We start from the raw sequence: 25,902 nt of genomic DNA, 5'->3' as shown, positions 1-25,902 counted from the left end.
CGCGCCGGAGCCCGTCGTCCGGCGGCGCGGCCGCCCGGTGGACGGCGGGCGCACGCCGGCGGGGCGTCAGAGGAGCGACCTCGGGGCGCGCGTCATGGCGGCGATCCCGGCGGCGGCGATCGCGATCGTCCTCGTGGCGGCCGGCGACATCTGGTTCACGCTCGGCGTCGCCGTCCTCGGCTTCATCTGCGTCCACGAGCTCTTCCTCATGTACGCGCGGGCGCACCCGTCGCGTCTCGCGGGCTTCCTCGGCGTCGCGGGCCTCGCGCTGGCCGCCTACCTCGGCGAGCCGTTCCACGTGCTGCTCGTCTTCGTCGCGACGTTCCCCGTCGTCTTCCTCCTGACGGCGGCCCAGCCCCGCGGCGGCGCGCCGGCGATCTCCGTCGCGGTGCTCGGCATCGGGTGGATCGGACTCGCGATCGCCCACGCGATCCTCCTGCGCGAGCTTCCGCACGGCGGCGGGATCGTCGTCGACGTCCTCGTCGGGACGTTCCTCGGCGACACCGGCGCCTATCTCGGCGGGCGCGCCTTCGGCCATCGCAAGCTCGCGCCGGCGATCTCGCCGAACAAGACCGTCGAGGGCCTCGCGATCGGCATGGTGACCTGCGTCATCGCGGTGTGGTTCGCGGGCCTCTACCAGGACTGGCTCTCGGGGACCGACGCCCTCATCCTCGGCGCGGCCGTCGCCGTCATCGCGCCGATCGGCGATCTCTTCGAGAGCTATCTCAAGCGCGACGCGGGCACGAAGGACACCGGGAGGCTCTTCGGCGCGCACGGCGGCGCGCTCGACCGCCTCGACGCAGCGCTCTTCGCGATCGTCGTCGGGTACTACGTGTGGGTCGCGCTGCTGTGAGCGCCCGCCTCGGGCGCCGGCGGACGCCGGCCCTCAGGCGACGACCGTGATCGCGCCCGGGACGACCGAGAAGCGCGCCTCGGGCATCGTCCCGATGTAGTCGCCGTCGACCTGGACCGGGAGCTCGCGGCCGTCCGTCGAGCGGATCGTGAGGCCCTCGATGCCCGCGAGCTCGGTCACCGCGCGGTGCCGGGCGAGGTGGGCCTTCTCGCGGAAGATCCGCCAGGTGACGCCGGGCATCACGGTCGGCGTGGAGCGCTCGAGGACGACCGCCGACAGCGTCCGCGAGTCGAGCGTCGCGCCTTCGGCGACGTGGAGCGGAAGGCTCTTGAAGTAGGAGTAGGGGTCGGCGTTCTGGACGAGCGAGGTGACGCCGGGGACGGTCGTCCCGTCCGGCGTCGTCGCCTCGAGCTTCGGCGGGTTGACGACGTAGTCCTTGAGGAAGGTCGTCGTCGCGGCGTACGTGTAGTAGTAGGCGCCGTATCGCGCCTTGAGGCGCGGGTGGGCGTCGACGCGCTTCACGACGCTCGCGTCGAGCCCCACGCCGGCGGAGAACGTGAACCAGCGGTCGTTGACCTTCGCGAGGTCGACCGGCCGGGGGGCCCAGGTGTCGGCGATGCGCAGGAGGTGCTCGGTCGCGTCGACGATGTCCCCGGGGATGCCGAGCATGCGGCAGTAGACGTTCGTCGCGCCGCCGGGAAGCGTCGTCAGCGGCGTCGGGCAGCCCGCGAGGCCGTTCGCGGCCTCGTTGAGGGTGCCGTCCCCGCCGAACGCGACGACGACGTCGTAGCCCTCCTGGCCCGCCTCGCGGCACAGCTCGGTCGCGTGGTCGCGCCGCTGCGTGTCGATCGCCTCGACGTCGTAGCGCCCCTGCAGCGCGTACACGACGAGGTTCTTGAGCCGGTCACTCACCGTCGTCGCGTAGGGGTTGACGATGACGAGCATGCGCTTGCGCTCGACCGGGCGGTCGGCGGCGAACGTCGCGCCGAGGCGCTCGAGGTCGGCGAGCTGGAGAGGGGCGGCCACGGAGCCTCGTACCCCACGCGCGTGCGCGCGTTACCGCACCCGGCGCGGAAGCCCGTCGCCCGTCGGGAGACGGCGGCGGAAGGCGTCCGGGGGCCTCAGAGGAGGAGCGTGCGAGCCCGGACGGAGCCCGCCGCGAGGGCCGCCGCTCCGACCGCGTCGGCCGCGACCGCGGTGGCGGCGACGGCCGGCGCGCGCCGCCGGCCCCACGGCCGTGCCTCGCGGACCACGCGTCGGACGTAGGGGAGGGCGAGGAGCGCGAGGGGGCGGGCGCGGCGGCGGCCCGCGGCGGCGGCGACCACGCCGAGCGCGGCGAGGTCGAACTCGGCCGTGCGGCGCGTGAGGAACCAGCGCCGGTGGCAGCGGTGCGCCCGCAGCTCCGGCACGCGACCGACGAGCGCGGGGAAGAAGCGCAGGCGCGCTCGCTCGCGGACGAAGGTCCACGGCGTGCCGGGGAAGACCGCGTGGTCGACGCGCGCCTCCTCGGCGAAGACGACGGCGGCCCCGGACCGGACCGCGCGCCACCCGAGCCACGCGTCCTCGCCGAGCTCCTTCGCGGTCCGCGTGCCGAGCCAGCTCTCGAAGCCGCCCAGCCGGTCGAAGAGCTCGCGGCGGACGACGAGGTTCGCCGTCTCGAAGAGGCCGCTGAGTCCGGGGACGTGGACCGTCCTGTCGAACGGGCCGGGGGAGGCGTCCCGTGGCGGCCCGACGGAGCCCTGGACGAGATCGGCGCCGTCGTCGAGGGCCGAGAGGGCGCACGCGAGCCAGTCCGGCCGGGGGACGCAGTCGGCGTCGGTGAACGCGAGCACGTCGCCGCGCGCGACGGCCGCCGCCGCGTTGCGGGCCGCCGCGGGGCCGCGCCCTGGTCCTGTGACGACGCGCGCGCCGAGCGGGTGCGCCGCCGCGAGCTGGGCGGTGCCGTCCGCCGAGCCGTCATCGGCGACGAGGACCTCGACGGCGACGTCGCTCGGGAGGGTCTGGGCCGCGAGAGCGTCGAGCAGCGCGGGGAGGGTCGACGCGGCGTCGCGGGCGGGGACGATGACGCTCACGTGCCGCATCGGGCGGAGCACGCTACCGTGCGCGCCGATGTCCGACCCGCGCGCCCACATGGCCGAGTTCTGGGATGCCCGCGCCCGCGAGGACGCGCTGCACTTCGTCGACGACCGCCTCGGCTACGACCCGCGGCGTGACGCCGCCGGTGAGGAGTGGTTCTGGTCGGAGGGCGAGCGGCTCCTGGGTGAGATGCTCGCCCGCAGCGAGGCGCCGCCGCTCGCGCGCGACGCCGTCGCGCTCGACCTGGGGTGCGGCGTCGGTCGCTTCACGCGCGCCCTCGCCCGCCGGTCCGGTCACGTCCACGGGGTCGACGTGAGCGCGGAGATGCTCGCCCGCGCCCGGGAGGTGCTCGCCGACGTCCCGAACGTCACCCTCCATCTCGGCGACGGGGCGACGCTCTCCGCGATCCCCGACGGGAGCGTCGACGTCGCCGTCTCGTTCGTCGTCTTCCAGCACATCCCGGATCCGGAGGTGACGCTCGGCTACCTCCGCGAGCTCGGGCGCGTCCTGCGTCCCGGCGGCTGGATCTGCGTCCAGGTGTCGAACGACCCGTCGGTCCACCGCCGGCGCGCGGACCTCCCGCGCCCGCGGCTGCGGGACCGCCTGCTCGGACGCGTCCCCCGTGGCACCGACGACCCGGCGTGGCTCGGCTCGGCCGTCACGATCGAGCAGCTCGACGCGGCGCTCGCCGACGGCGGCCTGCGCAGCGCCCACCGCACCGGCGTCGGGACGCAGTACCTCCTCGAGCGCGCGGTGAAGGCCTGAGCCACAGCGCCGAACAGGATTCCTCCGTTGCCCCGGCCACGGAGGAATCCGGTTCGGCCGCTCAGAAGGGGGCCGCCCGGGCCAAGGCGGCTACAGCCAGCGCTGGCGGCGGAGCACCCAGACCATCCCGCCGAGCATGACCACCATGAGGGCGACGATGAGCCAGAACGCCTCGATCGAGCCCTCGCCCGGGACGCTGACGTTCATCCCGAAGACCGACGCGACGAGCGTGAGCGGGAGGATCGCGGCGCTGAAGACGGTGAGGATGCGCAGGACGTCGTTGAGCTGGTGGGTGAGCACCGACTCGTTCGTGTCCTCGAGGCCCTCGACGACCTCCTTGAAGTTCTCGAGCATGTCCCAGATCCGCTCCGACGCGTCGTTGATGTCGTCGAAGTAGACGTCGAGGTCCTCGGGGATGTAGCGCTTCGTCCGCTCCAGGTCGGCGAGCGCGGCGCGCTGCGGCCGGACGATCTTGCGGAAGTTGATGATCTCCTGCTTCGCGTTGGAGAGGTCGCGGACGATCTCCTTGGAGCGCCCCTCGAAGATGTCCCCCTCGAGGCGCTCGAGCTTGTTCCCGATCTTGCGCAGCATCGGGAAGGAGGCGTCGACGCAGCCGTCGACGATGCGGTAGAGGAGGTAGCCGGCGCCCTTCCCGAAGAGCGCTTCGCGCACGTCGTCGTGCTGCGCGGAACGCGAGAAGAGGTACTCGAGCGGCTGGACCGGCTGGTTCGGCAGCGTGATGACGAAGTCCGGCCCGACGAAGACGTCGACCTCGGCGGCGTTGAGCCGGCCCACCTGCTTGTCGTAGGCGGGGAAGTGGAGGACGACGAAGAGGTAGTCCTCGTACTCGTCGACCTTCGGCCGCTGGTTGCGCGAGAAGACGTCCTCGTAGTCGAGGGGGTGGAACGAGAAGTGCTCCTCGAGCCAGGCGCGCTCGGACTGGCGCGGCTGGAGGATGTTGATCCACCGCAGGCCGCCCGCCTCGACGACCTCGACGTTCGGGGTCTCAGGCTCGGCGTCGTGGGGTGCGAGCGGACCGCGGCCACGCGTCGACCGCCGCAGGCGGGGCTTCGGCAGGTTCGGCATGGGGACTTCGAGGCTCGTCGCTCATCGTCGATCACCGGCGCGGACGCGGTCCGTCCCTGGGAGTGTACCCCCGCCGTACCGCCTCTCTGACCGCTGGGCGCGAGCGCCCACGCGTCCAGCGGAGGTTGCCCGCCACCGCGGCGCGGTTATACTGGTCGGCAGACATAGCTGGACACATCCAGAGGGGTGGAGGGACTGGCCCGAAGAAGCCCCGGCAACCACGGCGCGCTGCGCGCGACGAAAGGTGCCAATTCCTGAGAGATGTGGCCGGGGTTCGCCTCTGGAGCCTCCGCCACGCACGGAGGTTTTTTCATGGCTGCAGACAAGTTGAAGTGCCGGGAGTGCGGGACGGAGTACCCGCTCGAAGCCCACTACGTGTGCGATCGCTGCTTCGGGCCGCTCGAGGTCTCCTACGCGCACCCGGAGGTGGGTGACGTCGGCGAGGCGCGCCGTCGCATCCAGGCGGGTCCGCAGAACATGTGGCGCTACGCCGACTTCCTGCCGCTCGCCGGCGGGCCTCCCGGCCCGAGCAACCGCCAGGCCTCGCGCGCCGGCCTTCCCGCGGGCTGCACCCCGCTCGTCCGCGCCGACCGGCTCGCCGAGCACCTCGGCCTCCGCGAGGTGTGGGTGAAGAACGACGCGGCGAACCCGACGCACTCCTTCAAGGACCGCGTCGTCTCGGTCGCGACCGCGCGTGCGCGCGAGCTCGGCTTCGAGGTCCTCGCCTGCGCCTCGACCGGCAACCTCGCGAACGCGGTCGCCGGCCAGGCCGCCGCGCTCGGCATGGAGTCCTACGTCTTCATCCCGGCCGACCTCGAGGAGCAGAAGATCCTCGCGACCGGCGTCTACGGGACGAACGTCGTCGCGGTGAACGGGAACTACGACGACGTGAACCGCCTCTGCACCGAGCTGAGCGGCGAGCGTGAGGGCTGGGCCTTCGTCAACGTCAACATGCGGCCCTACTACGCCGAGGGCTCGAAGACGCTCGCCTACGAGATCGCCGAGCAGCTCGGCTGGCAGATCCCCGACCGCCTCGTCGTCCCGATCGCATCGGGGTCGCTCTTCACGAAGATCGCGAAGGGCTTCGAGGAGTGGCTCGACCTCGGGATCGCCGAGGGGTCGCTCCCGAAGATGAACGGGGCCCAGGCCCTCGGCTGCTCTCCGGTCGCCCAGGCCTACGAGGCCGGGCTCGACATCTGCCGTCCGGTGAAGCCGGACACGATCGCGAAGTCGCTCGCGATCGGGAACCCGGCGGACGGCCCGTACGCCGTCGAGCTCGCCCGCCGCAGCGGCGGGAGCGTCGACTCGGTCACCGACGACGAGGTCCGCGCGGGCATCCGCCTCCTCGCCGAGACGACCGGAATCTTCACCGAGACCGCAGGCGGCGTGACGACCGCGACCCTCCAGAAGCTCGCCGAGCGCGGCGAGATCGATCCGGAGGAGCGCGTCGTCATCGTCATCACCGGCGAGGGCCTCAAGACCCTCGACGCCGTCCGCGGCACGTTCGAGACCCACACCATCGACCCGAGCTTCGAGGCCTTCGAGGCCGAGTTCGCCGCGACCGGAGCGCGTTCCTGAGATGCCCGTCACCGTCAAGCTCCCCACCCAGCTCCGCACCGCCGCCGGCGGCGCGTCCGCGATCGAGGTCTCCGGCGGCACCGTCGCCGAGGTCCTCGACGCCCTCTACGTCGAGCATCCCGAGCTCCGCGACCGCCTCGCGGACGAGTCGGGGCAGCTGCGCCGCTTCGTCAACGTCTACGTGAGCGGCGAGGACATCCGCTTCGGCGAGGGTCTCCAGACCGCGGTCGCCGACGGCAGCGAGGTCCAGGTCCTCCCCGCCGTCGCCGGCGGCTGATCCACCAGCCGGCCCATCCCGCCTGACGACGCTCACGCTCGCCGTGAGCTTCGTCAGGCGGGATGGCGAGAGCGGCGGGACTCTCGCCGGGTAACGGACCGCGACATGCCGGACCGGCTCGACAGGTACCGCGGCAAACGCGACCCGGCGCGGACGTCGGAGCCGGTGCCCGCATCCGGCGACGGACGGGCGCGACGGCGGCGCGCGGCCGGCCCGCGCTTCGTCGTCCAGGAGCATCACGCCCGCAGGCTCCACTGGGACCTGCGGCTCGAGCACGACGGCGTCCTCGCCTCGTGGGCGCTGCCGCGCTACCTCCCGCCCGCGCCCGGGGAGAACGTCGTCGCGATCCGCACCGAGGACCACCCGCTCGAGTACGCCGACTTCGAGGGCGAGATCCCGGCCGGCGAGTACGGGGCGGGGACGATGGAGATCGTCGATCGCGGCGTGTACGACGAGATCCTCTGGGAGGACCGCAAGGTGGAGGTCCGCCTGCGCGGCGATCTCCTCGACGGCGAGTACGCCCTCTTCCCGATCGACCGCGACGGCGATCCGTCGTCGGACGGGACGACGTGGATGATCCACCGGATGGACGAGCCCGGCCCGCGCGCGGCGGCGGCCGCGCCCGAGCGGATCGCGCCGATGCTCGCCCGCGCCGGGACGCTGCCCGACGGGGAGGCGTGGACGTTCGAGGTGAAGTGGGACGGCGTCCGCACCATCGTCCGCTCCTCTCCCGGGGAGTGGGCCGCGCGCAGCCGCTCGCTCGCGGACGTGAGCGCGACGTTCCCCGAGCTGTCGGCGGTCGGCCGCGCCCTCGGCCGCCACCGGGCCGTCCTCGACGGCGAGGTCGTCGCGCTCGCGGACGACGGGACGCCCAGCTTCGCCCGGCTGCAGAAGCGCCTCGGGCGGACCGACCCCGCCCGCGTGAAGCGGATCGCCCGCGACGTGCCCGTCCGCTACGTCGTCTTCGACGTCCTCTGGCTCGACGGGGAGGACCTCACGGGGCGCCCGTGGGAGGAGCGGCGGGCACGCCTCGAGTTGCTCGGCCTCGAGCGTCACGGGGCCCCCGTGGTGATGGTGCCCGCCCCGGAGGACGACGGGTCGGCGCTTCTCGATGCCGCTCGCCGGATCGGCCTCGAGGGGGTCATCGCGAAGCGCCGCGATGCGGCCTACCAGCCGGGGCGCCGGACCGACGCGTGGGTGAAGGTGAAGCTCACCGGGACGCTCGAGCTCGCGATCGTCGGCTGGACGCCGGGGGAGGGGCGCCGCCAGGAGCGCATCGGCGCGCTCCTCCTCGCGCTGCCCGACCCGGACACCGGCGCGCTGCGGTACGCCGGCCGCGTCGGGACCGGCTTCTCCGAGTCCGACATCGACGCCCTGCGGAGGCTGCTCGGCGAGCGCGAGACGTCGGAGCCGGCGTTCGAGCCCTCCGCGGGCGGCGTCACCGCGCCGCGGGAGGCGCGCTTCTGCGAGCCGGGCCTGTGGTGCGAGGTGGCCTTCACCGAGATGACCGGGGACGGGGTGCTGCGCCACCCCTCGTACAAGGGGCTCGTCGAGCGCGACGACGGCGGGGAGGAGCCTGCCGAGGCCGCGGCGGCACCGGCCCGTGGCGGGCGCGCAGGCGGCGAGAGCACGCGCGTGCGGACCGGGGGGCGCGAGCTCAAGCTGACGAACCTCGACAAGCCTCTGTGGCCCGACGGGACGACGAAGGCCGACATGCTGCGGTACGCGGCGGAGATCGCCCCCGTGATGCTCCCGCACCTCGCGGGGCGCCCGCTCACCCTCCGCCGCTGGCCCGACGGGACGACCGGGCCGACGTTCTTCGAGAAGCGCGCGCCGGGGCACCGCCCCGCGTGGGTGGAGACGGCGACCGTCCGGCTCGAGGGGGAGCTCGCCGAGCAGGTCGTCGCCTCGGAGCCCGCGACGCTCGTCTGGCTCGCGAACCTCGCGGCGATCGAGCTCCACGCGCCGCTGCATCGCGTGCGCGGCCCGGAGCCCGCGGGCTCCGCGGAGGCGCGGCGGGCGGACCTCGTCGCGTTCGACCTCGACCCCGGGGCGCCGGCGACCTCCATCGACTGCGCGCGCGTCGCGCTCCTCCTCCGCGGGATGCTCGGCGGGCTCGGCCTCGACTGCGCGGTGAAGTCCTCGGGCTCGAAGGGCCTCCAGGTCTACGTGCCCCTCGGCGGCGACGGGGCACCGTACGCGCGGACGCGCGCGTTCTCGAAGGCGGTCGCCGAGGTCCTCGCGCGCTCGGAGCCCGACCGGATCGTCGCGGTCCAGGCGAAGGCCAAGCGCGCGGGGAAGGTGCTCGTCGACTGGTACCAGAACGACCCGTCGAAGACGACCGTCGCCGTCTACTCGCTGCGCGCCGCGCACGACCGCCCGACGGTGAGCGCCCCGCTCACCTGGGAGGAGGTCGAGGCGGCGGCGGACGGCGGCTCCCCGGAGGACCTCCTGCTCGGGCCCGGTGACGTCCTGCGCCGCGTCGACGAGATCGGCGACCCGTTCGCGATGACGCTCACGACGGAGCAGTCCCTGCCGGAGGGCGCGTAGGCCTACACCCCGGCGCAGAGAGCCTGCAGCGTGAGGAGCGCGCGCTCGGGATCCTCGCGCATGAGCGCGAAGGCCCGCGAGGCCTCGTCGACGTCCCCGAGCGAGACCTCTCTGCGCTCGACGCAGAACCGCGCGATCCAGCGGACGGCGGCGCGCTCGTAGCGCTCCGGCTCGCGGTCGCGCAGGAGGACGCAGACGTGGAGCGCGTCGTCGAGGGAGACCGCCGGCAGCTCCGCCGCCGCCGCCCGTACGAGCGTGAGGTTCCCGCTCTCGAGGGCGCGGCGGAAGCGTGCGTACGCGGACCCGTTCGACGTCATGGCGAACACATGTTCGCATCGGGGTCAAGGGGCGCGAGGTGCCCGCCTCCGGGGGCGTGCGATCCTCCTCGACGTGCAGGAGGTCTCCCTTCGCGACGGCGTCATCCGCCTCGGTCAGCTCCTCAAGCTCGCCGGTCTCGTCGGCTCGGGCGGGGAGGCCCGGCTGCTCCTCGAGGAGGCCGAGATCACGGTGAACGGCGAGCCGGAGAACCGGCGCGGCCGTCAGCTCGTGCCCGGCGACGTCGTCGTCGTCGACGGCGAGGAGCTCCTCCTCACCGGGCCCTCCGCCGAGGGATGACGCGCGGCCACTGGCTGAAGGCGGTCGGCCACGCCCGCGGGCCGCTGCCCGAGCACTGGGTCCGGGACGGGCGCGTCGATCTCCTCGACCGGACGGGCTTCCCGCGCCGCCCCCGCATCGCGACGGGCGACCGGCTCGTCTACTACGCCTCGGTGTGGCGCCGCGTCTGCGCGATCGTCGAGGTGACGGGCGAGCCCACCGACGCCGTGCCGCACCCGGCCGACTCGGCCCGCTGGCCGTGGTCCGTCCCCGTCACCGCGCTCCTCGTCGTCCCCGTCCTCGAGGACGCCCCGCCGGTCGAGGCGATCGGCGTCGCGCCGCGCTCGATGAGCCAGCAGTCCCACATCCGACTCCGCGAGGAGCACTACGCGCGCGCGGTCGAGGCGCTCGCGTCCGTCGCGGCGTGAGCGGGGCGCGAGGACGTGTGGAGATCCGGCGACGACAGGCGTCGCTCGATCGCCGCACGTCGCCGCGGGGACCGGCGTGCGGCGACGTGACGACGCCGAGCGTCGCCGGGTCGGCGCACGCCCCGGACGGCGCTGCGGCGCGCATCGAGTATCCTCGCCGTTCCGGCGCCCGTAGCTCAGTGGATAGAGCGCCTGCCTCCGGAGCAGGAAGTCGCAGGTTCGAATCCTGCCGGGCGCGTCGGAAGCCGCCGCTCCGGGTACTCCCCCTCAACGTCACCGCACCGGGGGAGACCCAATGACAGTCGTCGCGATCGTCGGCATCTGCATCGTCCTGCTCATCATCAGCTTCCTGGCCCCGAGCCTCTCGCGGCACCCGCAGCGCGGGGTCAACAAGGCCATCGGCTTCCCGCGACTCCTCGTCGCGCAGCTGCCGGGACCGATCGGACGCTGGGCGTCGAAGCCGTTCGACAAGACGCAGCGCAGCGCGAATCGCAGCGCCGCGAAGGGACGCGAGGGGCGGGCGAAGCTGCCGCTGTGAGGACTCAGCCCGGCCGGCGGAACCGGAGCACCGCGACGTCGTCGCCCTTGCCCGCGCCGCGGAGCGGGCGGTGGGTCGCGGTCTTCGCGCCCGGCACGGGCTCGAGCCCGACCGTCGCGGCGTAGCCGCGCAGCGTCGCGAGGTTCGGCAGCCACCACGTGTAGCGGGAGCCGGGAGCGACCGGCCGGTACTCCGCGACCGGCCGGCGACGGTGCCGGCGCGTGAGCGGGACCGAGTACGCCTCGACCATGAGGAGCTCGCCGCCCGGCCGCAGGACGTCGCGCATCCGCTCGAGCGCGCCGACCGGGTCGCGGAGGTGCTGGAGGATCGTGCCGCAGAGGACGAGGTCGACCGGGCCGCCGGTCCACGCGTCCTCGAGCTCGTACACCGTGCCGAGGACCCGCTGGACCTCGGAGCCGAGCGCCTCGCGCGCGAGGAGGAAGCCGCTGCCCCACTCGAGCCCCGAGGCCTCCGTGTCGGCGAGGTTCGCCGCGCGCGTGTTCGGCGGCCAGTCGGCCTGGGTGCCGTCGGGGAGGTCGAGCGTGTGGACGGAGGCGGCGCCCCGGCGCTCGAGCTCGAAGGCCCAGAAGCCGTCGAACGTCCCGACGTCGAGGCAGCGCCGGCCGGCGAGGGACGAGGGCAGCGCGACCGGCGCGAGCGTCCGGAGGTCGCAGAACCCCGGCGTCGTCACGCCCGGAGCGAGATCGATCGTGTGGTACCAGGCCGGATGCTCGGAGACGCGGCGCGCGATCTCGTCGGCCGCAGGGACAGGGGCGGGGGACACGCGCGGGAGGCTACGCGCTCGACCCACCTGAGCGGCGCCCCGGCGGTCCCGGCGCTACCCTCGCCCGCGGTGGACCTCTCGCTCCTCTTCTGCGGGACCTCCGGCGCGGTCCCGACGGCCCGCCGCGGGCTCCCGGCGATCCTCGTGCGCGCGGGCGGCGACCGCCTGCTCATCGACTGCGGGGAGGGGACGCAGCGCCAGCTCATCCGCTCGGTCGGGCTCGTCGACGTCGACGCCGTCCTCCTGACGCACCATCACGCCGACCACTGGCTCGGCCTCCCCGGCCTGCTCCGCAGCTACCACCTGCGCGAGCGGGAGCGCGAGCTCCTCGTCTACGGGCCGCCGGGCACCGAGGCGCTCCTCGCCTCCGCGCGCGTCACCTACGGCAAGCTGCGCTACCCGCTCGAGGTCGCCGACATCGAGGCGGGCGACGCGCTCGAGTGGGACGGGTACGCGATGGAGGCCTTCAACGTCTCCCATCGGGGCCGGGCGCTCGGCTACTCGTTCGTCGAGGAGGACCGTCCCGGCCGGTTCGACGCGGCGCGCGCCGAGGCGCTCGGCGTGCGCCCGGGACCGGACTTCGGGCGGCTGCAGGCCGGTGAGGCGGTCGACGGCGTCACCCCCGAGCAGGTCGTCGGCGAGCCGCGCCGCGGCCGGCGGCTGGTCTTCTCGGGGGACACCGCGCCGTGCGATGCGGTCCGCGCGGAGGCGGACGGCGCCGACGTGCTCGTCCACGAGGCGACGTTCCTCCACGCGGACGTCGAGCGCGCCCGCGAGACCCAGCACACGACCGCGCGGCAAGCGGGGGAGATCGCCGCCGAGGCTCGCGTGCGGGCGCTCGTGCTCGTCCACTTCTCGCAGCGCTACCACCCGCGCGAGCTGCGGGACGAGGCCCGCGAGGCCTTCCCGGAGGCGATGCTCCCGCGCGACCTCGACAGCCTCGTCGTCCCGTTCCCCGAGAAGGGGCCGCCCGAGCTCCACCGCTTCGACGAGTCGGCGCCCGTCGCCGAGGATCCCGCGCCCGAGGCCGCGCCGTGACCGACCATCGCGACGATCCGCACGCCGACGAGCCGCCGACGGACCGCATGCGGGGCGAGCCGCCCACCCGGCCGATGCCGTGGCGGGAGCGAGTGGGTCCGCAGCGGGCGGACGAGCCCGGCGGAGCCGGCGGGGCGGGCGGGGCTCCGTCGTCCCCCTCCGGGCAGGACGGCGGCCGACCGCTCGGGACGCACTCCGGGCTCACCGTCCTCCTCGCCGGCGCGACCGGGTTCCTCGTCGGCGTCGTCCTCCTCGTCGCGATCGGGGCGACCGGCGGCGAGACGGAGACCGCGACGCAGGTGTCCGTGCGGACCGTCACGGCCGCGCCCGCCCCGACGACGACGCCGGGGACGGTCATCGTGACGACGCAGGTCCCCCCGCTCGTCGGCGAGCGGCTCGACACCGCCAGGGAGCGTCTCGAGCGCGCGCAGTTCGACATCGACATCGCGGGCGGCGGGCTCTTCGGCGTCGTCGTCGAGTCGAACTGGGAGGTCGTCGCCCAGGATCCGCCCGCGGGCACCGAGCTCGAGCAGGGGTCGACGGTCGAGGTCGAGATCGAGCGGAGATAGCGGGCGCGTCGACGCCCCGGGCGGTCGATCCGCCCGCCCGGCTGCTAGCGTCCGCCACACGTCCTTTAACCCGGTCCCGTGAGGCCAGGAAGGAGCAGAGTGAGCGCTGACGAGAAGGTCGTCCTCGACGAGGACGGGATGCGGCGGACCCTCGTGCGGATCGCGCACGAGATCGTCGAGAAGAACGGCGGTCCCGACGAGCTCGCCATCGTCGGCATCCACCGCCGCGGCGCGATCCTCGCGAACCGGCTCCACCGTCTCCTCACCGATCTCGTCGGCACCGACGTCCCGCTCGGGAGCCTCGACATCTCGTTCTACCGCGACGACGTCGCGACGCGGACCGACGCGCCCGTCGTCCACGCCTCGCAGGTCGACTTCGCCCTCGAGGGCCGCACGGTCGTCGTGGTGGACGACGTCCTCTTCACCGGCCGGACCGTCCGGGCCGCGATCGAGGCGCTGTTCGACTACGGCCGGCCCGGCCGCGTCCAGCTCGCGGTCCTCGCCGACCGCGGGCACCGCGAGCTGCCGATCCGGCCCGACTACGTCGGCAAGAACCTCCCGACCGCGCGCGCGGAGCGCGTGAACGTCCGCGTCCAGGAGCTCGACGGCGACGACCGGGTGACCATCTCGGAGAACGTCGCGGAGGCCCAGCGCTCGTGAACCACCTCCTCTCCATCGACGACCTCGACCGCGCCGCGATCGAGCGGATCTGCGACAGGGCGGCCTCGTTCACCGAGGTGAGCGACCGCGAGATCAAGAAGGTCCCCGCGCTCCGCGGCCGCACCGTCCTCACGCTCTTCTACGAGGCGTCGACGCGCACCCGCAGCTCGTTCGAGCTCGCCGCGAAGCGACTGAGCGCCGACGTCGTCACCTTCGCGTCGAGCGGGTCGAGCGTCGAGAAGGGCGAGTCGCTCAAGGACACCGTCCTCACCCTCTCGGCGCACAAGCCCGACGCGATCGTCATCCGCACTCCGTGGGCGGGGGCCGCCGAGCTCGTGAGCCGCTGGACGCCGGCGGCGATCGTCAACGCCGGCGACGGCAAGCACGAGCACCCGACGCAGGCGCTCCTCGACGTCTACACGCTGCGCCAGCGCCTCGGCGCGCTCGACGGCGCGAACGTCTGGATCATCGGCGACGTCCTCCACAGCCGCGTCGCGCGATCGAACATCGTCGCGTTCGCGAAGATGGGCGCGCGCGTCACCGTCTGCGGTCCGCCGACGCTCCTCCCGCGCGGGATCGAGGAGGCCTTCCCGTGCGAGGTGCGGCACTCGCTCGACGACCTCCCGCAGGCCGACGTCATCTACGCCCTCCGCATGCAGAACGAGCGCATGCGGGACAGCTACATCCCGTCGCTGCGCGAGTACGCCGCACGCTTCCAGATCGACGGGCGCCGCCTCGCCCCGCACCAGATCGTCATGCACCCCGGCCCCGTGAACCGCGGGGTCGAGCTGAGCGGCGAGGTCGTCGACTCGCCGCAGGCCGTCATCACGATGCAGGTCGAGGCCGGCGTCGTCGTCCGCATGGCCGTCCTCTACGAGGTCCTCGCCGGCGCCCGCGCCGGCGAGCCCACCGTCCCGCCCTCCGACTCCGACGCGGCCCGCCGCGCGGCGTCCTCGACCCACCCGACCGCCTAGATGCCCGCAGATCCGCTCGTCCGCGCCCCGGCGCCCGACGCGACGCTCCTCGTGCGCGCCGCGCACGTCCTCGACCCCCGCACCGGCCTCGACCGCCCGCACGACGTCCTCGTGCGCGGCGGGGAGATCGCCGAGCTCGGGGCGCCCGGCTCGCTCTCCCCGCCGGACGCAGCCGAGGTCGTCGACGCCGAGGGCCTCCACCTCTTCCCGGCCTTCGTCGACCCGCACGTGCACCTCCGCACGCCGGGGCAGGAGCACAAGGAGGACCTCGCGAGCGGCACCCACTCGGCCGCCGCGGGCGGCTACTGCGTCGTCGTCGCGATGCCGAACACCGACCCCGTCCTCGACTCGGCACCGCTGCTGCGCTCGGTCCGGGACGCCGCCGCGCGCGACGCGCGGATCCCGGTCGGGTTCATGCCCTCGATCACGCGCGGCCTCGCCGGGGAGGACCTCACCGAGATGGCCGAGCTGCGGGACCTCGGCGCGCTCGGCTTCACCGACGACGGCAAGCCGGTCGTCAGCGCCGGCATGCTCCGCAAGGCGCTGCGCTACCAGCGGCTCTGCGGCGGCGTCCTCGCGCTCCACGAGGAGGACCCGACGCTCTCGGCCGGCGGCGCGATGCACGAGGGGGCGGTGAGCGCGCTCCTCGGCGTCGGCGGGATCCCGTCGATCTCCGAGTCGACGATGGTCGCGCGCGACTGCCTCATCGCCGAGCACGAGGACGGCGCGATCCACCTCCAGCACCTCAGCTCGATCGCCTCCGTCGAGGCGATCGCGGCGGCGAAGGCGCGCGGCGCCCGCGTGACGTGCGAGGCCTCACCGCACCACCTCTGTCTCACCGACGAGGACGTCCGAGACCTCGACACGCGCAAGAAGATGAACCCGCCCGTGCGCACCGAGCGCGACCGTCAGTCGCTCATCGCCGGCCTGCGCGACGGGACCATCGACTGCATCGCGACCGACCACGCGCCCCATGCGCGCGACGAGAAGGAGGTCCCGTTCGAGGAGGCGCCGATGGGCACGACCGGCCTGGAGACCGCCTTCGCCGCGGTCCACACCGAGCTCGTCGTCCCGGGGACGCTCCCGCTCGCCCTCGTCGTCGAGAAGCTGACGAGCGGCGTGGAGCCGCTCGGCCTGCCGGCCCCGCGGATCGAGCCCGGCGCCCCGGCGAACGTCACGCTCGTCGATCTCTCCCGCGAGTGGGAGGTCGGCGAGGACGGCTACCGCTCGCGCTCGACGAACTGCTGCTTCGCGGGCCGCCGGCTCCGCGGCCGGGTCCTCCTCACCGTCGCGGCGGGCGCGCTCGTCCATCGCGAGCCCGTGCTCGAGACGACGGGAGGTGCGGCATGAGCGCGCCCACGGCCTACGTCCTCCTCGAGGACGGGACGCGATTCGACGGTCTCGCCGTCGGCGCCGCCGGCCATGCCGTCGGCGAGGTCGTCTTCACGACCGGCATGTCGGGCTACCAGGAGTCGGTCACCGACCCGTCCTTCGCGGGTCAGCTCATCACGTTCACGTACCCGCACATCGGGAACTACGGCGTGAGCCAGGCCGCGATGGAGTCGGACCGCATCCACGCGCGCGCGGTCATCATGCGCGCCGCGACGAACAGCGAGGACGCGCCGACCGCCGAGCGCGGCTGGCTCGACTGGCTCGAGGACTGCGGCGTCCCGGCCATCACGGACGTCGACACCCGCGCGCTCGTGCGGCACATCCGCGACGCCGGCTCGATGCGCGGGGGCGTCTTCCCGGCGTCGATGCCGGAGGGCGAGGCGCGGGAGCGCATCGCCGCCGAGCCCCCGATGGCCGGCCGCGACCTCGCGAAGGAGGTGACGCCGGCAGAGGCGACGGTCCACCGCGACCCGTCGGCGGCGCCCGGCTCGCTCGTCCGCGTCCACGCGATCGACTGCGGCATCAAGGGGTCGATCGTCCGCAACCTCGTCGCCCGCGGCGCCGAGGTGACCCTCCATCCGTGCAGCGTGAGCGCCGACGAGCTCCTCGCGACCGACGCCGACGCGTTCTTCCTCGCGAACGGCCCCGGCGATCCCGCCGCCCTCGACCACGTCGTCGACACCGTGCGGGAGCTCATCGGGAAGCGTCCGGTGTGGGGCATCTGCCTCGGCCACCAGCTCCTCTGTCGCGCGGTCGGCCTCGGCACGACGAAGCTGCCGTTCGGCCATCGCGGCGCGAACCATCCGGTGAAGGACCTCAGGACAGGGAGGATCGAGATCACCTCGCAGAACCACGGCTTCGCGGTCACGGCGCCTCAGGGCGGGCTGCGCATCGAGGCCGACGAGCCGGTCCGCTGGTCCACCGACTTCGGTGAGGCGGCGCTCACGCACGTCAACCTCTACGACCGCACCGTCGAGGGGCTCGAGCTCCTCGACGTCGAGAGCGCGACGGTCCAGTACCACCCGGAGGCGGGCCCCGGCCCCCACGACGCCCTCTACCAGTTCGACCGATTCCTCGCCGCCGTCCGGAACGCCTGACCCATGCCCAAGCGCACCGATCTCAACCGCATCCTCATCATCGGCTCCGGGCCGATCGTCATCGGCCAGGCCGCCGAGTTCGACTACTCCGGCGTGCAGGCCTGCAAGGTCCTCAAGGAGGAGGGCTACGAGGTCGTCCTCGTCAACTCGAACCCGGCGACGATCATGACCGACCCGGAGTTCGCGGACGCGACGTACGTCGAGCCGCTGCTCCCCGACGCCGTGACGCGCATCATCGAGAAGGAGCGGCCGGACGCGCTGCTGCCGACGCTCGGCGGGCAGACCGCCCTCAACCTCGCGAAGTCGCTCTACGAGGACGGGACGCTCAACCGGCTCGGCGTCGAGCTCATCGGCGCGAACTACGACGCGATCTGCTGCGCAGAGGACCGCGACCTCTTCCGCGCCGCGATGGAGAAGGCCGGGCTCACGATGCCGGTCTCGGCGATCGCGACGACCCTCGAGCAGGCGATGGCCGAGCTCGAGCGCATCGGGCTGCCGGCGATCGTGCGCCCGGCGTTCACGCTCGGGGGCAGGGGCGGCGGCATCGCCCGCACCGAGGCGCAGTACAAGGAGATCGTCGCGCGCGGCCTCGACGCCTCGCCGATCTCGCAGGTGCTGCTCGACCAGTCGGTGCTCGGCTGGGGCGAGTTCGAGCTCGAGCTGATGCGCGACCACAACGACAACGTCGTCATCGTCTGCTCGATCGAGAACATCGACCCGATGGGCGTCCACACCGGCGACTCCGTGACGGTCGCCCCGCAGCAGACGCTCACCGACGCGCTCTACCAGCAGCTCCGGGACCAGGCGATCACGGTCATCCGCGCCGTCGGCGTGGAGACGGGCGGCTCGAACGTGCAGTTCGCGGTCAACCCGGAGACCGAGGAGATCCACGTCATCGAGATGAACCCGCGCGTGTCGCGATCCTCGGCGCTCGCGTCGAAGGCGACCGGGTTCCCGATCGCCAAGATCGCGGCGCGGCTCGCGGTGGGCTACGCGCTGGAGGAGATCGACAACGACATCACGCGACTCACCCCGGCGAGCTTCGAGCCGACGATCGACTACGTCGTCGTGAAGTGGCCGCGCTTCGCGTTCGAGAAGTTCACCGGGGCGAACGCCGAGCTCTCGACGCACATGAAGAGCGTGGGGGAGGCCATGGCCATCGGCCGCACCTTCCGGCAGGCCTTCGGGAAGGCGATGCGGTCGCGCGAGCTCGACACGCGCCCGCAGCTCGACGGCGTGCCGACCGACGAGCTCGTCGAGTCGATGCGCACCCCGACGTCCGACCGCTTCGACGTGCTCGTCGAGGCGTTCCGTCGCGGCGCCACGATCGACGCCGTCCACGAGGCGACGTCGATCGACCCCTGGTACCTCGAGGAGCTCCAGGCGCTCGCGACGGACGAGGACGCGGCGTTCGCCGGCGCGCGGACGTTCAAGTCGGTCGACACGTGCGCGGCGGAGTTCGCCGCCACGACGCCGTACTTCTACTCGGGCTGGGAGCGCCCGGGTCCCGACGGCCCGCGGCACGAGATCGACCGCGGGACGAACCCGAGCGTCGTCATCCTCGGCTCCGGCCCGAACCGCATCGGGCAGGGGATCGAGTTCGACTACTGCTGCGTCCACGCGGCGATGACCGTGCGCGCCTCCGGCCGGGACGCGGTGATGGTCAACTGCAACCCCGAGACGGTGTCCACGGACTACGACACCTCCGACCGCCTCTACTTCGAGCCGCTCACGCTCGAGGACGTCCTCGGCGTCATCGAGGTCGAGAAGCCGGAGGGCGTCATCGTCCAGTTCGGCGGTCAGACGCCGCTCAAGCTCGCGGCCGGTCTCCTCGAGGCGGGCGTCCCCATCCTCGGGACGAGCGTCGACGCGATCGACCTCGCCGAGGACCGCGGCCGCTTCGGGTCCCTCCTCGAGCGCCTCGGCTACGAGGCGCCGCCGTACGCCACGGCCCACTCGGTCGACGAGGCGCTCGCCAAGGCCGAGCAGGTCGGCTTCCCGCTCCTGGTCCGCCCGAGCTACGTCCTCGGCGGGCGCGCGATGGAGATCGTCTACTCCCTCGACGGCCTCCGCGACTACCTCGAGCGTCACGCGCCCGATTACGGTGGTTTCGCCGACGGTCGTGGACAGGCCACGACCTCTGGCGACGAGTCCCGAGAGATCTTCCTCGACCGCTTCCTCGAGAACGCGATCGAGGTCGACGTCGACGCGCTCTGCGACGGCGAGGACGTGTGGATCGGCGGCATCATGCAGCACGTCGAGGAGGCCGGCATCCACTCCGGCGACTCCGCGTCGGTCCTGCCGCCGCACTCGCTCGGCCCGGACATGCTCGAGGAGATCCGCGAGCAGACCCGCGGCATCGCGCTCGGCCTCGGCGTCGTCGGGCTCCTCAACGTCCAGTACGCGGTGCACGCCGGCCGTCTCTACGTCATCGAGGCGAACCCGCGCGCCTCGCGCACGGTCCCGTTCGTGAGCAAGGCGGTCGGCGTCCCGCTCGCGAAGATGGCCTGCCGGCTCATGCTCGGCGAGAAGATCGGCGACCTCGGGCTTCCCGCCGGACCCCAGGGCATCGGCTCGGGTGAGCACATCAGCGTGAAGGAGGCGGTGCTCCCGTTCGACCGCTTCGAGGGCTCCGACGCGCTGCTCGGCCCCGAGATGCGATCGACGGGCGAGGTGATGGGCGTCGCGCGCGACTTCCCGACGGCGTTCGCGAAGGCGCAGGCCGCCGCCGGCGCCTCCCTGCCCACCGAGGGCACGGTCTTCATCACCGTCTGCGACGCCGACAAGGCCGCCGCCGTCGCGATCGCGCAGACGCTCCACGACCAGGGGTTCCGGATCATCGCGACGGGCGGGACCGCCGCCGCGATCGAGCGCATGGGGATCCCGGCGACGACGATCAACAAGATCGGCGAGGGGTCGCCGCACGTCGTCGACTGGATCGAGCGCGGCGACGTCCAGATGGTCGTCAACACGCCGACCGGGTCGGGCGCGCGGACCGACGGGTGGGAGATCCGCCGCGCCGCGATCGCGCGCGGCGTGCCGTGCCTCACGACGCTCTCGGGCGGGCTCGCCGCCGCGCGGGCGATCTCGGCCGCCCGCGCCCGAGGGCCCGAGCCGCTCTCCCTCCAGGAGATCCACGCCGCGGTCGGTGACGCCGCCGCGCCAGGAGCCGCGACGTGACGCCGGCGTACGGCCGGCGCGCCGTCCGCGTCGCGCGCCGCTCGGCGGTCGGCCCGTACCTGCGGCTTCTCGTCGAGGACCCGGACGGCGAGGAGCCGGCGCCGGGCCGCTTCTACATGCTCGCGGCCCGCGACCGGTGGGGCGGGGGAGAGGACGAGCGGCCGTTCCTCACGCGCGCGCTCGCTCCGCTCGGCTGGGTGGAGGGCACGGGACCGGAGTTCGTCCTCGACGTCGTCGGGCCGGGGACGGCGCGGCTCGCCGAGCTCGGCGAGGGCGACGGCGCATGGCTGCTCGGCCCGCTCGGCGAGGGCTTCCGTCCCGCCGAGGACCGGACGCGTCCGGTCCTCGTCGCCGGCGGCATCGGCGTGCCGCCTCTCGTGCATCTCGCGGAGTCTCTCGACGAGGCGCCGGTCGTCCTCGCCGGCTTCCGCGACGCGGCGCACGCCGAGTCGGCGGCGCTCTTCGGGGGCGCGGCGCGCGTCGCGACGGACGACGGGTCGGCGGGCCATCACGGCCGCGTCACCGATCTCCTCGTCGCCGAGCTCGACGCCGACCCGGCGGCGACCGTCTTCGCCTGTGGGCCGGGCCCGATGCTCGAGGCCGTGCGGGCGCTGTGCGCGTCGCGAGGCGTCGCGGCCCAGCTCGCCCTCGAGTCGCCGATGGCCTGCGGGTTCGGGGCCTGCTTCGGCTGCGTCGTCCCGCTCGTCGGGGGCGGGTACGCCCGCGTCTGCGTCGACGGGCCGGTCCTCGACGCGGACCGACTCGCGGAGGTGCCGGCATGACCGTGGAGCTCGCGGGCCTGCGGCTCGCGCACCCGGTCCTCAACGGCTCGGGGACGTTCGACGCGATCGCCGCTCGGCGGGCGTTCGGCGACGCGCTCCTCGCGGACTTCCCGTTCAGCGCCTACGTGTCGAAGACGATCACGCTCGCGCCGCGCGCCGGCAACCCGCCGCCGCGGCTGTGGGAGACCGCGGCGGGGATGATCAACTCGATCGGCCTGCCGAACAAGGGCCTCGAGGGCTACCTCGCCGAGGACCTCCCGCTCCTCGCGGAGCTGCCGGTCCCGCTCATCACGAACGTCATGGGCAGCTCGGCCGACGAGCTCGCCGAGCTGGTCGAAGCAGTCGACCCGCGGCCCGAGATCGCCGCGGTCGAGCTCAACGTCTCGTGCCCGAACGTGAAGACCGGCCTCGACATCGGGGCGGACCCGCGCTCGCTCGCCCAGGTCCTCGAGGCGGTGCGGCCGCGCACGCGCAAGCCCCTCATCGTCAAGCTCACGCCGAACACGGCGAGCGTCGCCGACGTCGCCGCCGCGGCCGAGTCGACGGGCGCCGATGCGGTGTCGCTCATCAACACGCTGCGGGCGATGGCGCTCCGCCCGGGCGGCGGGGCCGAGCCGTGGCTCGGCGGCCGGACGGGCGGTCTCAGCGGCCCTGCGATCCGGCACGTCGCGCTCGCGCAGGTCACCGCCGTCGCCGCGCGCGTCGGCATCCCGGTCATCGGGATGGGCGGGATCCAGACCGCGGCTCACGCACGCCAGTTCCTCGACGCCGGGGCGACCGCGGTCGCGATCGGGACCGAGAGCTTCCGGGACCCTGCGGCCGGGGCGCGGATCGCCGCCGACCTCGCGCCCGCGCCGGGCGTCCGCTGACACCCCCGAGAGGGGTCGCCCGGGCCGCCCGCGGGCGCGTTCGACCGAAAACCTTCGCGTCGTGCGGAACGTGCGCGTTCATCAAGCCTCGACCTCATGTGCGAGACGGCACGAAGCCCCTGCAAAAACCAGTAAAGCCGTCGGGAACCATCCAGAAACCTCAAGCTGAGGTCGAGGTCGAGCCGAATGTGGCCCGTGAGCCTGCCACGAGGCGACTCACGATGTATGCTCGCGAACCCGTGCCGCCCGCTCCCCACACCGCCACGAAGACCACGACGCCGGAGCGTTCGCTCAACCAGCGCATGGACGCGCTGCAGAGGGCGAACGAGATCCGCAGCCGGCGCGCGCAGCTCAAGAAGGACCTCAAGGGCGGGAGGGTGACGATCGACGCGCTCCTGGCCGACCCGCCGGACTACCTGCAGACGGCGAAGGTCTTCGACATGCTCCTCGCCGTCCCGAAGTACGGACGCGTGAAGGCGAACCGCGTCCTCACGCAGTGCCGCATCTCGCCGAGCAAGACGATCGGCGGCCTCTCCGAGCGGCAGCGGAACGAGCTCGTCCAGCTCCTCCGTCGCTGAGGTCGCCGGCACGCCTCTCGGCGGCCGCGTCGTCCGCGTCGGTCACTAGGGTCCGCCCGCCCATGTCGCTCGTCTTCGTCATCACCGGACCGTCGGGCGTCGGGAAGGGGACGCTGATCCGCCAGCTGCTCGCACGCGTGCCGAACCTCGAGCTGAGCGTCTCGGCGACGACGCGCTCGCCGCGGGCCGGCGAGAGCGAGGGCGTCGACTACCACTTCCTCGGTGACGACGAGTTCGCCCGGCGCGTGGAGGAAGGCGACTTCGTCGAGTGGGCGGAGTACTCGGGCCGGCGCTACGGCACCCTGCGCTCCGAGCTCGACAAGCGGACCGCCGCCGGGATCCCCGTCGTCCTCGAGATCGAGGTCCAGGGCGCGCGCCAGGTGCGCGACACGCTCCCCGATGCGGTGCGCATCTTCATCGCGCCGCCGTCCGCCGAGGTGCTGCGCAACCGGCTCGTCGGTCGCGGGACGGATCCCGACGAGGAGATCGAGCGCCGCCTCCGCGTCGCGGACGAAGAGCTCGCGGCGCAGTCGGAGTTCGCGCACGTCGTCGAGAACGACCGCCTCGAGGACGCGATCGCGCGCCTCGAGGAGATCATCCGCGCCGAGTTGTCGGCGACCACCTGACGCGGCGCGCGGGCCGCTGGGCGCGCGACCCCGCACCGCTACACTGACGGGATGATCAACCCCCGGATCGACGAGCTGCTCGACAACGTGGACTCGAACTACGCCTCGGTGATCGTCGCGGCGAAGCGCGCTCGTCAGATCAACTCGTACTACCACAACCTCGGTGAGGGGACCTTCGACGAGTTCCCGCCGCCGATGGTCGACAGCCAGTCGAAGAACTACCTCACGATCGCGCTCGAAGAGGTGGCCGGCGGCAAGGTCAAGTACCACTACCGCTAGCCGCCACCCGCGCGCCGAGGACGGAGCGCCGCGACGATGGCCCGCATCCTGCTCGGTGTCACCGGCTCCGTCGCCGCCTACAAGGCGCTCGAGGTCGTCCGGCTCGCGACGAAGGCGGGCCACGCGGTCCGGGTCATCCAGACGCCGAGCGCCCAGCGCTTCGTGGGCGCGGCGTCGTTCGCCGGGCTCACCGGCGCGCCCGTCCTCACCGACGAGTTCGAGCGCGACCCGGCGCGCGGCGCGTTCCCCGACCAGCCGGCGCCCGCGCACGATCCGCTGAGTCACCTCGAGCTCGTCCGCAACGCCGACGCCTTCCTCGTCGCACCGGCGGGCGCGAACACGATCGCGAAGCTCGCCCACGGGCTCGCCGACAACCTCCTCACCTCCGCAGCGCTCGCCGCGCGCTGCCCGCTGCTCGTCGCTCCGGCGATGAACGACGCGATGTACGAGCACCCGGCGACGCAGGCGAACCTCGCGACGATCCGCGATCGCGGCGTGCACGTCGTCGACCCCGGGACCGGGGCTCTCGGGAGCCGGCACGAGTGGGGCGTCGGCCGCCTCGCCGAGCCCGACGCCCTCCTCGCCGCCGTCGAGGCGGTCATCCCGGTGGCCTCCGGATCCGCCCGGCCGTGGGAGGGCGTGAAGGTCCTCGTCACCGCCGGCGGGACGCGAGAGCCGATCGACAGCGTCCGCTACGTGGGCAACCGCTCGTCGGGCCGGATGGGCTTCGCGCTCGCCGACGAGGCGGCGGCGCTCGGCGCCGACGTCACCGTCGTCGCCGCGAACGTCACCCTCCCTCGCAACCCGCGCGTCGACTACGTCGACGTGACGACCGCCGACGAGCTCCTCGTCGCCTCCGAGGCCGCGTTCGCGCGGGCGGACGTGCTCCTCATGTCGGCCGCGGTCGCCGACTTCCGGCCCGCCGCCGCGCGCGAGGGCAAGATCAAGAAGGACGGCCGCGACGACCTCACCGTGGAGATGGAGCCGACGACCGACGTGCTCGCCCGCCTCTCCGGCGCGCGGCGGCCCGGCCAGGTCCTCGTCGGCTTCGCCGCCGAGCACGGCGACGGCGCCGTCGAGTACGGCCGCGGCAAGCTCGAGCGGAAGGGTCTCGACGCCGTCGTCGTCAACGACGTCTCGCAGCCCGGCATCGGCTTCGACACCTCCGAGAACGAGGTGACGATCGTGACGGGCGCCGGCGACCGTCACGTCGAGCGCGCCTCGAAGGCCGAGGTCGCCCGCGCGATCCTCGAGGCGGTCGACGACCTGCGGGCACCCACGAGGCCGCTCGGCACGCGATGAGGACGGATCCCTCGCACGCGGCAGGAGGTCCCGCGTCGTGAGGGAGCCCGACCGGATGAGCGGTGCGGGGGCGGCGAGGGCGTCGCCCGCAGAGGTGGCGGCGACCGCCGACCTCGCGGCGCGCGTCCGCGCGGCGGTCCGCGCGGTCGCGGAGATCCGCGACGACGTCCTCGACGATCTCGTCGTGTGCCTCCTCGCCGAAGGTCACTGCCTCATCGAGGACCTGCCCGGCGTGGGCAAGACGACGGTCGCGCGCGCGCTCGCGCGCGCGGTCGACCTGCAGTTCGCGCGCATCCAGTGCACGGCCGACCTCCTCCCGGCCGACGTCATCGGGACGAACGTCTTCCTCCAGCGCGAGGACCGCTTCGAGTTCCGCCCCGGGCCGATCTTCGCGAACGTCGTCCTCGTCGACGAGATCAACCGGGCGAGCCCGAAGACCCAGTCCGGGCTCCTCGAGTGCATGCAGGAGCGGCGCGTCACGGTCGACGCGCAGAGCCACGAGCTCGCGCGGCCGTTCGTCGTCCTCGCGACGCAGAACCCCGTCGAGTTCGAGGGCACCTATCCGCTTCCCGAGGCGCAGGTCGACCGCTTCACGATGCGCCTCTCGCTCGGCTACCCCGAGGCGGACGCGGAGGCGGCGATGCTCCGCGCCCACGAGGGCGGCGACCGGCTCGACTCCGTGCGCCCCGCGGCGACGTCCGCCGACGTCCTCGCCGCCCAGGACGTCGTCCGCCGCGTCCACGTGTCCGAGGCGCTGCGCTCGTACGTCGTCGCGCTCCTCCATGCGACCCGTGACGATCCCCGCGTCGAGCTCGGCGCGAGCCCGCGGGCCGGCCTCCTCCTCCTGCGCGCCGCGAAGGCGCGGGCGGCCTCCTCATCGCGCGACCACGTCCTTCCCGACGACATCCAGGCCCTCGCGGACGTCGTCCTCGCGCACCGCGTCCTCGTGACGCCGGGCGCGAGCGGCGCGACCGGGAGCCACGTCGTCGCCGACGCCGTCGCCCGGACGGCGGCCCTCTGAGGGGCG

General features: G+C 73.7%; 27 protein-coding genes, 1 tRNA gene and 1 riboswitch. Of the genes, 23 read left to right on the top strand and 5 right to left on the bottom strand.

The genetic code is table 11. The features are described from left to right. A partial coding sequence (locus ACME2J_RS07645; RefSeq protein ID WP_495544295.1) for a phosphatidate cytidylyltransferase occupies nt 1-853 on the top strand: 853 nt, incomplete at its 5' end. A gap of 33 nt (nt 854-886) precedes the next feature. Here ACME2J_RS07645 and ACME2J_RS07640 read toward each other — a convergent pair. Together ACME2J_RS07640 and ACME2J_RS07635 are read right to left on the bottom strand one after the other, a co-directional pair. After that, the gene (locus ACME2J_RS07640) at nt 887-1,879 is read right to left on the bottom strand and encodes a diacylglycerol/lipid kinase family protein (protein WP_495544294.1); all 993 of its coding nucleotides are present in this window, start codon (nt 1,877-1,879) and stop codon (nt 887-889) included. A gap of 95 nt (nt 1,880-1,974) precedes the next feature. Beyond that, nucleotides 1,975-2,934: a glycosyltransferase family 2 protein gene (locus ACME2J_RS07635; protein WP_495544293.1), complete on the bottom strand. Its 960-nt coding sequence runs from the start codon at nt 2,932-2,934 to the stop codon at nt 1,975-1,977. 28 nt (nt 2,935-2,962) lie between these two features. Here ACME2J_RS07635 and ACME2J_RS07630 point away from each other — a divergent pair, with 28 nt between their 5' ends. Beyond that, a complete protein-coding gene (locus tag ACME2J_RS07630) occupies nt 2,963-3,694 on the top strand; it encodes a class I SAM-dependent methyltransferase (RefSeq protein ID WP_495544292.1) in 732 nt (243 codons plus the stop codon). Nucleotides 3,695-3,784: 90 nt separating this feature from the next. Here the strand turns inward: ACME2J_RS07630 and ACME2J_RS07625 are convergent, their stop codons facing one another. After that, entirely contained in the window at nt 3,785-4,780 is a 996-nt protein-coding gene (locus ACME2J_RS07625) for a magnesium transporter CorA family protein (RefSeq protein WP_495544291.1), read from the bottom strand. 171 nt (nt 4,781-4,951) lie between these two features. Beyond that, nucleotides 4,952-5,048, top strand: a riboswitch (SAM riboswitch). 44 nt (nt 5,049-5,092) lie between these two features. Here ACME2J_RS07625 and thrC point away from each other — a divergent pair. The 3 genes from thrC to ligD all read left to right on the top strand — a co-directional run bounded on the left by thrC (nt 5,093) and on the right by ligD (nt 9,185). Then, nucleotides 5,093-6,358, top strand: coding sequence for a threonine synthase (thrC, locus tag ACME2J_RS07620; RefSeq protein WP_495544290.1), 1,266 nt, complete (start codon nt 5,093-5,095; stop codon nt 6,356-6,358). 1 nt (nt 6,359) lies between these two features. Continuing rightward, nucleotides 6,360-6,635: a ubiquitin-like small modifier protein 1 gene (locus ACME2J_RS07615; protein WP_495544289.1), complete on the top strand. Its 276-nt coding sequence runs from the start codon at nt 6,360-6,362 to the stop codon at nt 6,633-6,635. Nucleotides 6,636-6,800: 165 nt separating this feature from the next. Next, the gene (ligD, locus tag ACME2J_RS07610) at nt 6,801-9,185 is read left to right on the top strand and encodes a DNA ligase D (RefSeq protein ID WP_495544288.1); all 2,385 of its coding nucleotides are present in this window, start codon (nt 6,801-6,803) and stop codon (nt 9,183-9,185) included. Nucleotides 9,186-9,187: 2 nt separating this feature from the next. Here the strand turns inward: ligD and ACME2J_RS07605 are convergent, their stop codons facing one another. Beyond that, nucleotides 9,188-9,502 (bottom strand): hypothetical protein, encoded by a 315-nt coding sequence (locus ACME2J_RS07605; RefSeq protein WP_495544287.1) that lies wholly within the window; start codon nt 9,500-9,502, stop codon nt 9,188-9,190. A 73-nt stretch (nt 9,503-9,575) separates the two neighbouring features. Here ACME2J_RS07605 and ACME2J_RS07600 point away from each other — a divergent pair, with 73 nt between their 5' ends. From ACME2J_RS07600 to ACME2J_RS07585, 4 genes are all read left to right on the top strand, one after another. Beyond that, nucleotides 9,576-9,800 carry an RNA-binding S4 domain-containing protein gene (locus ACME2J_RS07600; RefSeq protein WP_495544286.1) on the top strand — a complete coding sequence of 75 codons (225 nt, stop codon included), beginning with the start codon at nt 9,576-9,578 and terminating at the stop codon, nt 9,798-9,800. After that, on the top strand, nt 9,797-10,207 hold the full coding sequence (locus tag ACME2J_RS07595) for a hypothetical protein (protein ID WP_495544285.1): 411 nt from the start codon (nt 9,797-9,799) through the stop codon (nt 10,205-10,207). The genes ACME2J_RS07600 and ACME2J_RS07595 overlap by 4 nt, the downstream gene beginning before the upstream one ends. 165 nt (nt 10,208-10,372) lie before the next feature. Then, nucleotides 10,373-10,445 (top strand) — tRNA-Arg (locus tag ACME2J_RS07590). A 57-nt stretch (nt 10,446-10,502) separates the two neighbouring features. After that, a complete protein-coding gene (locus tag ACME2J_RS07585) occupies nt 10,503-10,745 on the top strand; it encodes a DUF6411 family protein (RefSeq protein WP_495544284.1) in 243 nt (80 codons plus the stop codon). Between the two features lie 4 nt (nt 10,746-10,749). On the opposite strand, the gene ACME2J_RS07580 is transcribed toward ACME2J_RS07585, so the two are convergent. Further along, nucleotides 10,750-11,529 carry a class I SAM-dependent methyltransferase gene (locus ACME2J_RS07580; RefSeq protein ID WP_495544283.1) on the bottom strand — a complete coding sequence of 260 codons (780 nt, stop codon included), beginning with the start codon at nt 11,527-11,529 and terminating at the stop codon, nt 10,750-10,752. Between the two features lie 69 nt (nt 11,530-11,598). Here ACME2J_RS07580 and ACME2J_RS07575 point away from each other — a divergent pair, with 69 nt between their 5' ends. The 14 genes from ACME2J_RS07575 (at nt 11,599) to ACME2J_RS07510 (ending at nt 25,896) form a co-directional block, all read left to right on the top strand. Further along, on the top strand, nt 11,599-12,567 hold the full coding sequence (locus ACME2J_RS07575; protein ID WP_495544282.1) for a ribonuclease Z: 969 nt from the start codon (nt 11,599-11,601) through the stop codon (nt 12,565-12,567). Then, on the top strand, nt 12,564-13,136 hold the full coding sequence (locus ACME2J_RS07570) for a PASTA domain-containing protein (RefSeq protein WP_495544281.1): 573 nt from the start codon (nt 12,564-12,566) through the stop codon (nt 13,134-13,136). The genes ACME2J_RS07575 and ACME2J_RS07570 overlap by 4 nt, the downstream gene beginning before the upstream one ends. Before the next feature lie 138 nt (nt 13,137-13,274). After that, on the top strand, nt 13,275-13,796 hold the full coding sequence (gene pyrR, locus ACME2J_RS07565; RefSeq protein ID WP_495544296.1) for a bifunctional pyr operon transcriptional regulator/uracil phosphoribosyltransferase PyrR: 522 nt from the start codon (nt 13,275-13,277) through the stop codon (nt 13,794-13,796). Beyond that, nucleotides 13,793-14,770 (top strand): aspartate carbamoyltransferase catalytic subunit, encoded by a 978-nt coding sequence (locus tag ACME2J_RS07560; RefSeq protein ID WP_495544280.1) that lies wholly within the window; start codon nt 13,793-13,795, stop codon nt 14,768-14,770. Before pyrR ends, ACME2J_RS07560 begins: the two co-directional genes overlap by 4 nt. Beyond that, nucleotides 14,771-16,120 (top strand): dihydroorotase, encoded by a 1,350-nt coding sequence (locus ACME2J_RS07555; RefSeq protein ID WP_495544279.1) that lies wholly within the window; start codon nt 14,771-14,773, stop codon nt 16,118-16,120. Further along, a complete protein-coding gene (gene carA, locus ACME2J_RS07550; RefSeq protein ID WP_495544278.1) occupies nt 16,117-17,259 on the top strand; it encodes a glutamine-hydrolyzing carbamoyl-phosphate synthase small subunit in 1,143 nt (380 codons plus the stop codon). The genes ACME2J_RS07555 and carA overlap by 4 nt, the downstream gene beginning before the upstream one ends. 3 nt (nt 17,260-17,262) lie before the next feature. Further along, the gene (gene carB, locus ACME2J_RS07545; protein ID WP_495544277.1) at nt 17,263-20,439 is read left to right on the top strand and encodes a carbamoyl-phosphate synthase large subunit; all 3,177 of its coding nucleotides are present in this window, start codon (nt 17,263-17,265) and stop codon (nt 20,437-20,439) included. Then, nucleotides 20,436-21,221, top strand: a complete 786-nt coding sequence (locus tag ACME2J_RS07540; protein ID WP_495544276.1) for an iron-sulfur cluster-binding protein — start codon at nt 20,436-20,438, stop codon at nt 21,219-21,221. Before carB ends, ACME2J_RS07540 begins: the two co-directional genes overlap by 4 nt. Beyond that, complete coding sequence (locus tag ACME2J_RS07535; protein WP_495544275.1) at nt 21,218-22,090, top strand: dihydroorotate dehydrogenase; 873 nt, start codon at nt 21,218-21,220, stop codon at nt 22,088-22,090. The genes ACME2J_RS07540 and ACME2J_RS07535 overlap by 4 nt, the downstream gene beginning before the upstream one ends. Nucleotides 22,091-22,329: 239 nt before the next feature. Then, entirely contained in the window at nt 22,330-22,668 is a 339-nt protein-coding gene (gene mihF, locus ACME2J_RS07530) for an integration host factor, actinobacterial type (protein WP_495544274.1), read from the top strand. A 62-nt stretch (nt 22,669-22,730) separates the two neighbouring features. Further along, the gene (gmk, locus tag ACME2J_RS07525; protein ID WP_495544273.1) at nt 22,731-23,294 is read left to right on the top strand and encodes a guanylate kinase; all 564 of its coding nucleotides are present in this window, start codon (nt 22,731-22,733) and stop codon (nt 23,292-23,294) included. Between the two features lie 51 nt (nt 23,295-23,345). After that, a complete protein-coding gene (gene rpoZ, locus ACME2J_RS07520) occupies nt 23,346-23,573 on the top strand; it encodes a DNA-directed RNA polymerase subunit omega (protein WP_495544272.1) in 228 nt (75 codons plus the stop codon). A gap of 36 nt (nt 23,574-23,609) precedes the next feature. Further along, the gene (gene coaBC, locus ACME2J_RS07515; protein ID WP_495544271.1) at nt 23,610-24,875 is read left to right on the top strand and encodes a bifunctional phosphopantothenoylcysteine decarboxylase/phosphopantothenate--cysteine ligase CoaBC; all 1,266 of its coding nucleotides are present in this window, start codon (nt 23,610-23,612) and stop codon (nt 24,873-24,875) included. Between the two features lie 37 nt (nt 24,876-24,912). Then, complete coding sequence (locus tag ACME2J_RS07510) at nt 24,913-25,896, top strand: AAA family ATPase (RefSeq protein ID WP_495544270.1); 984 nt, start codon at nt 24,913-24,915, stop codon at nt 25,894-25,896. Nucleotides 25,897-25,902: the final 6 nt, after the last annotated feature.

The organism is Paraconexibacter sp. (genome assembly GCF_059438195.1).
This window is presented reverse-complemented; position numbering and strand designations above follow the sequence as displayed.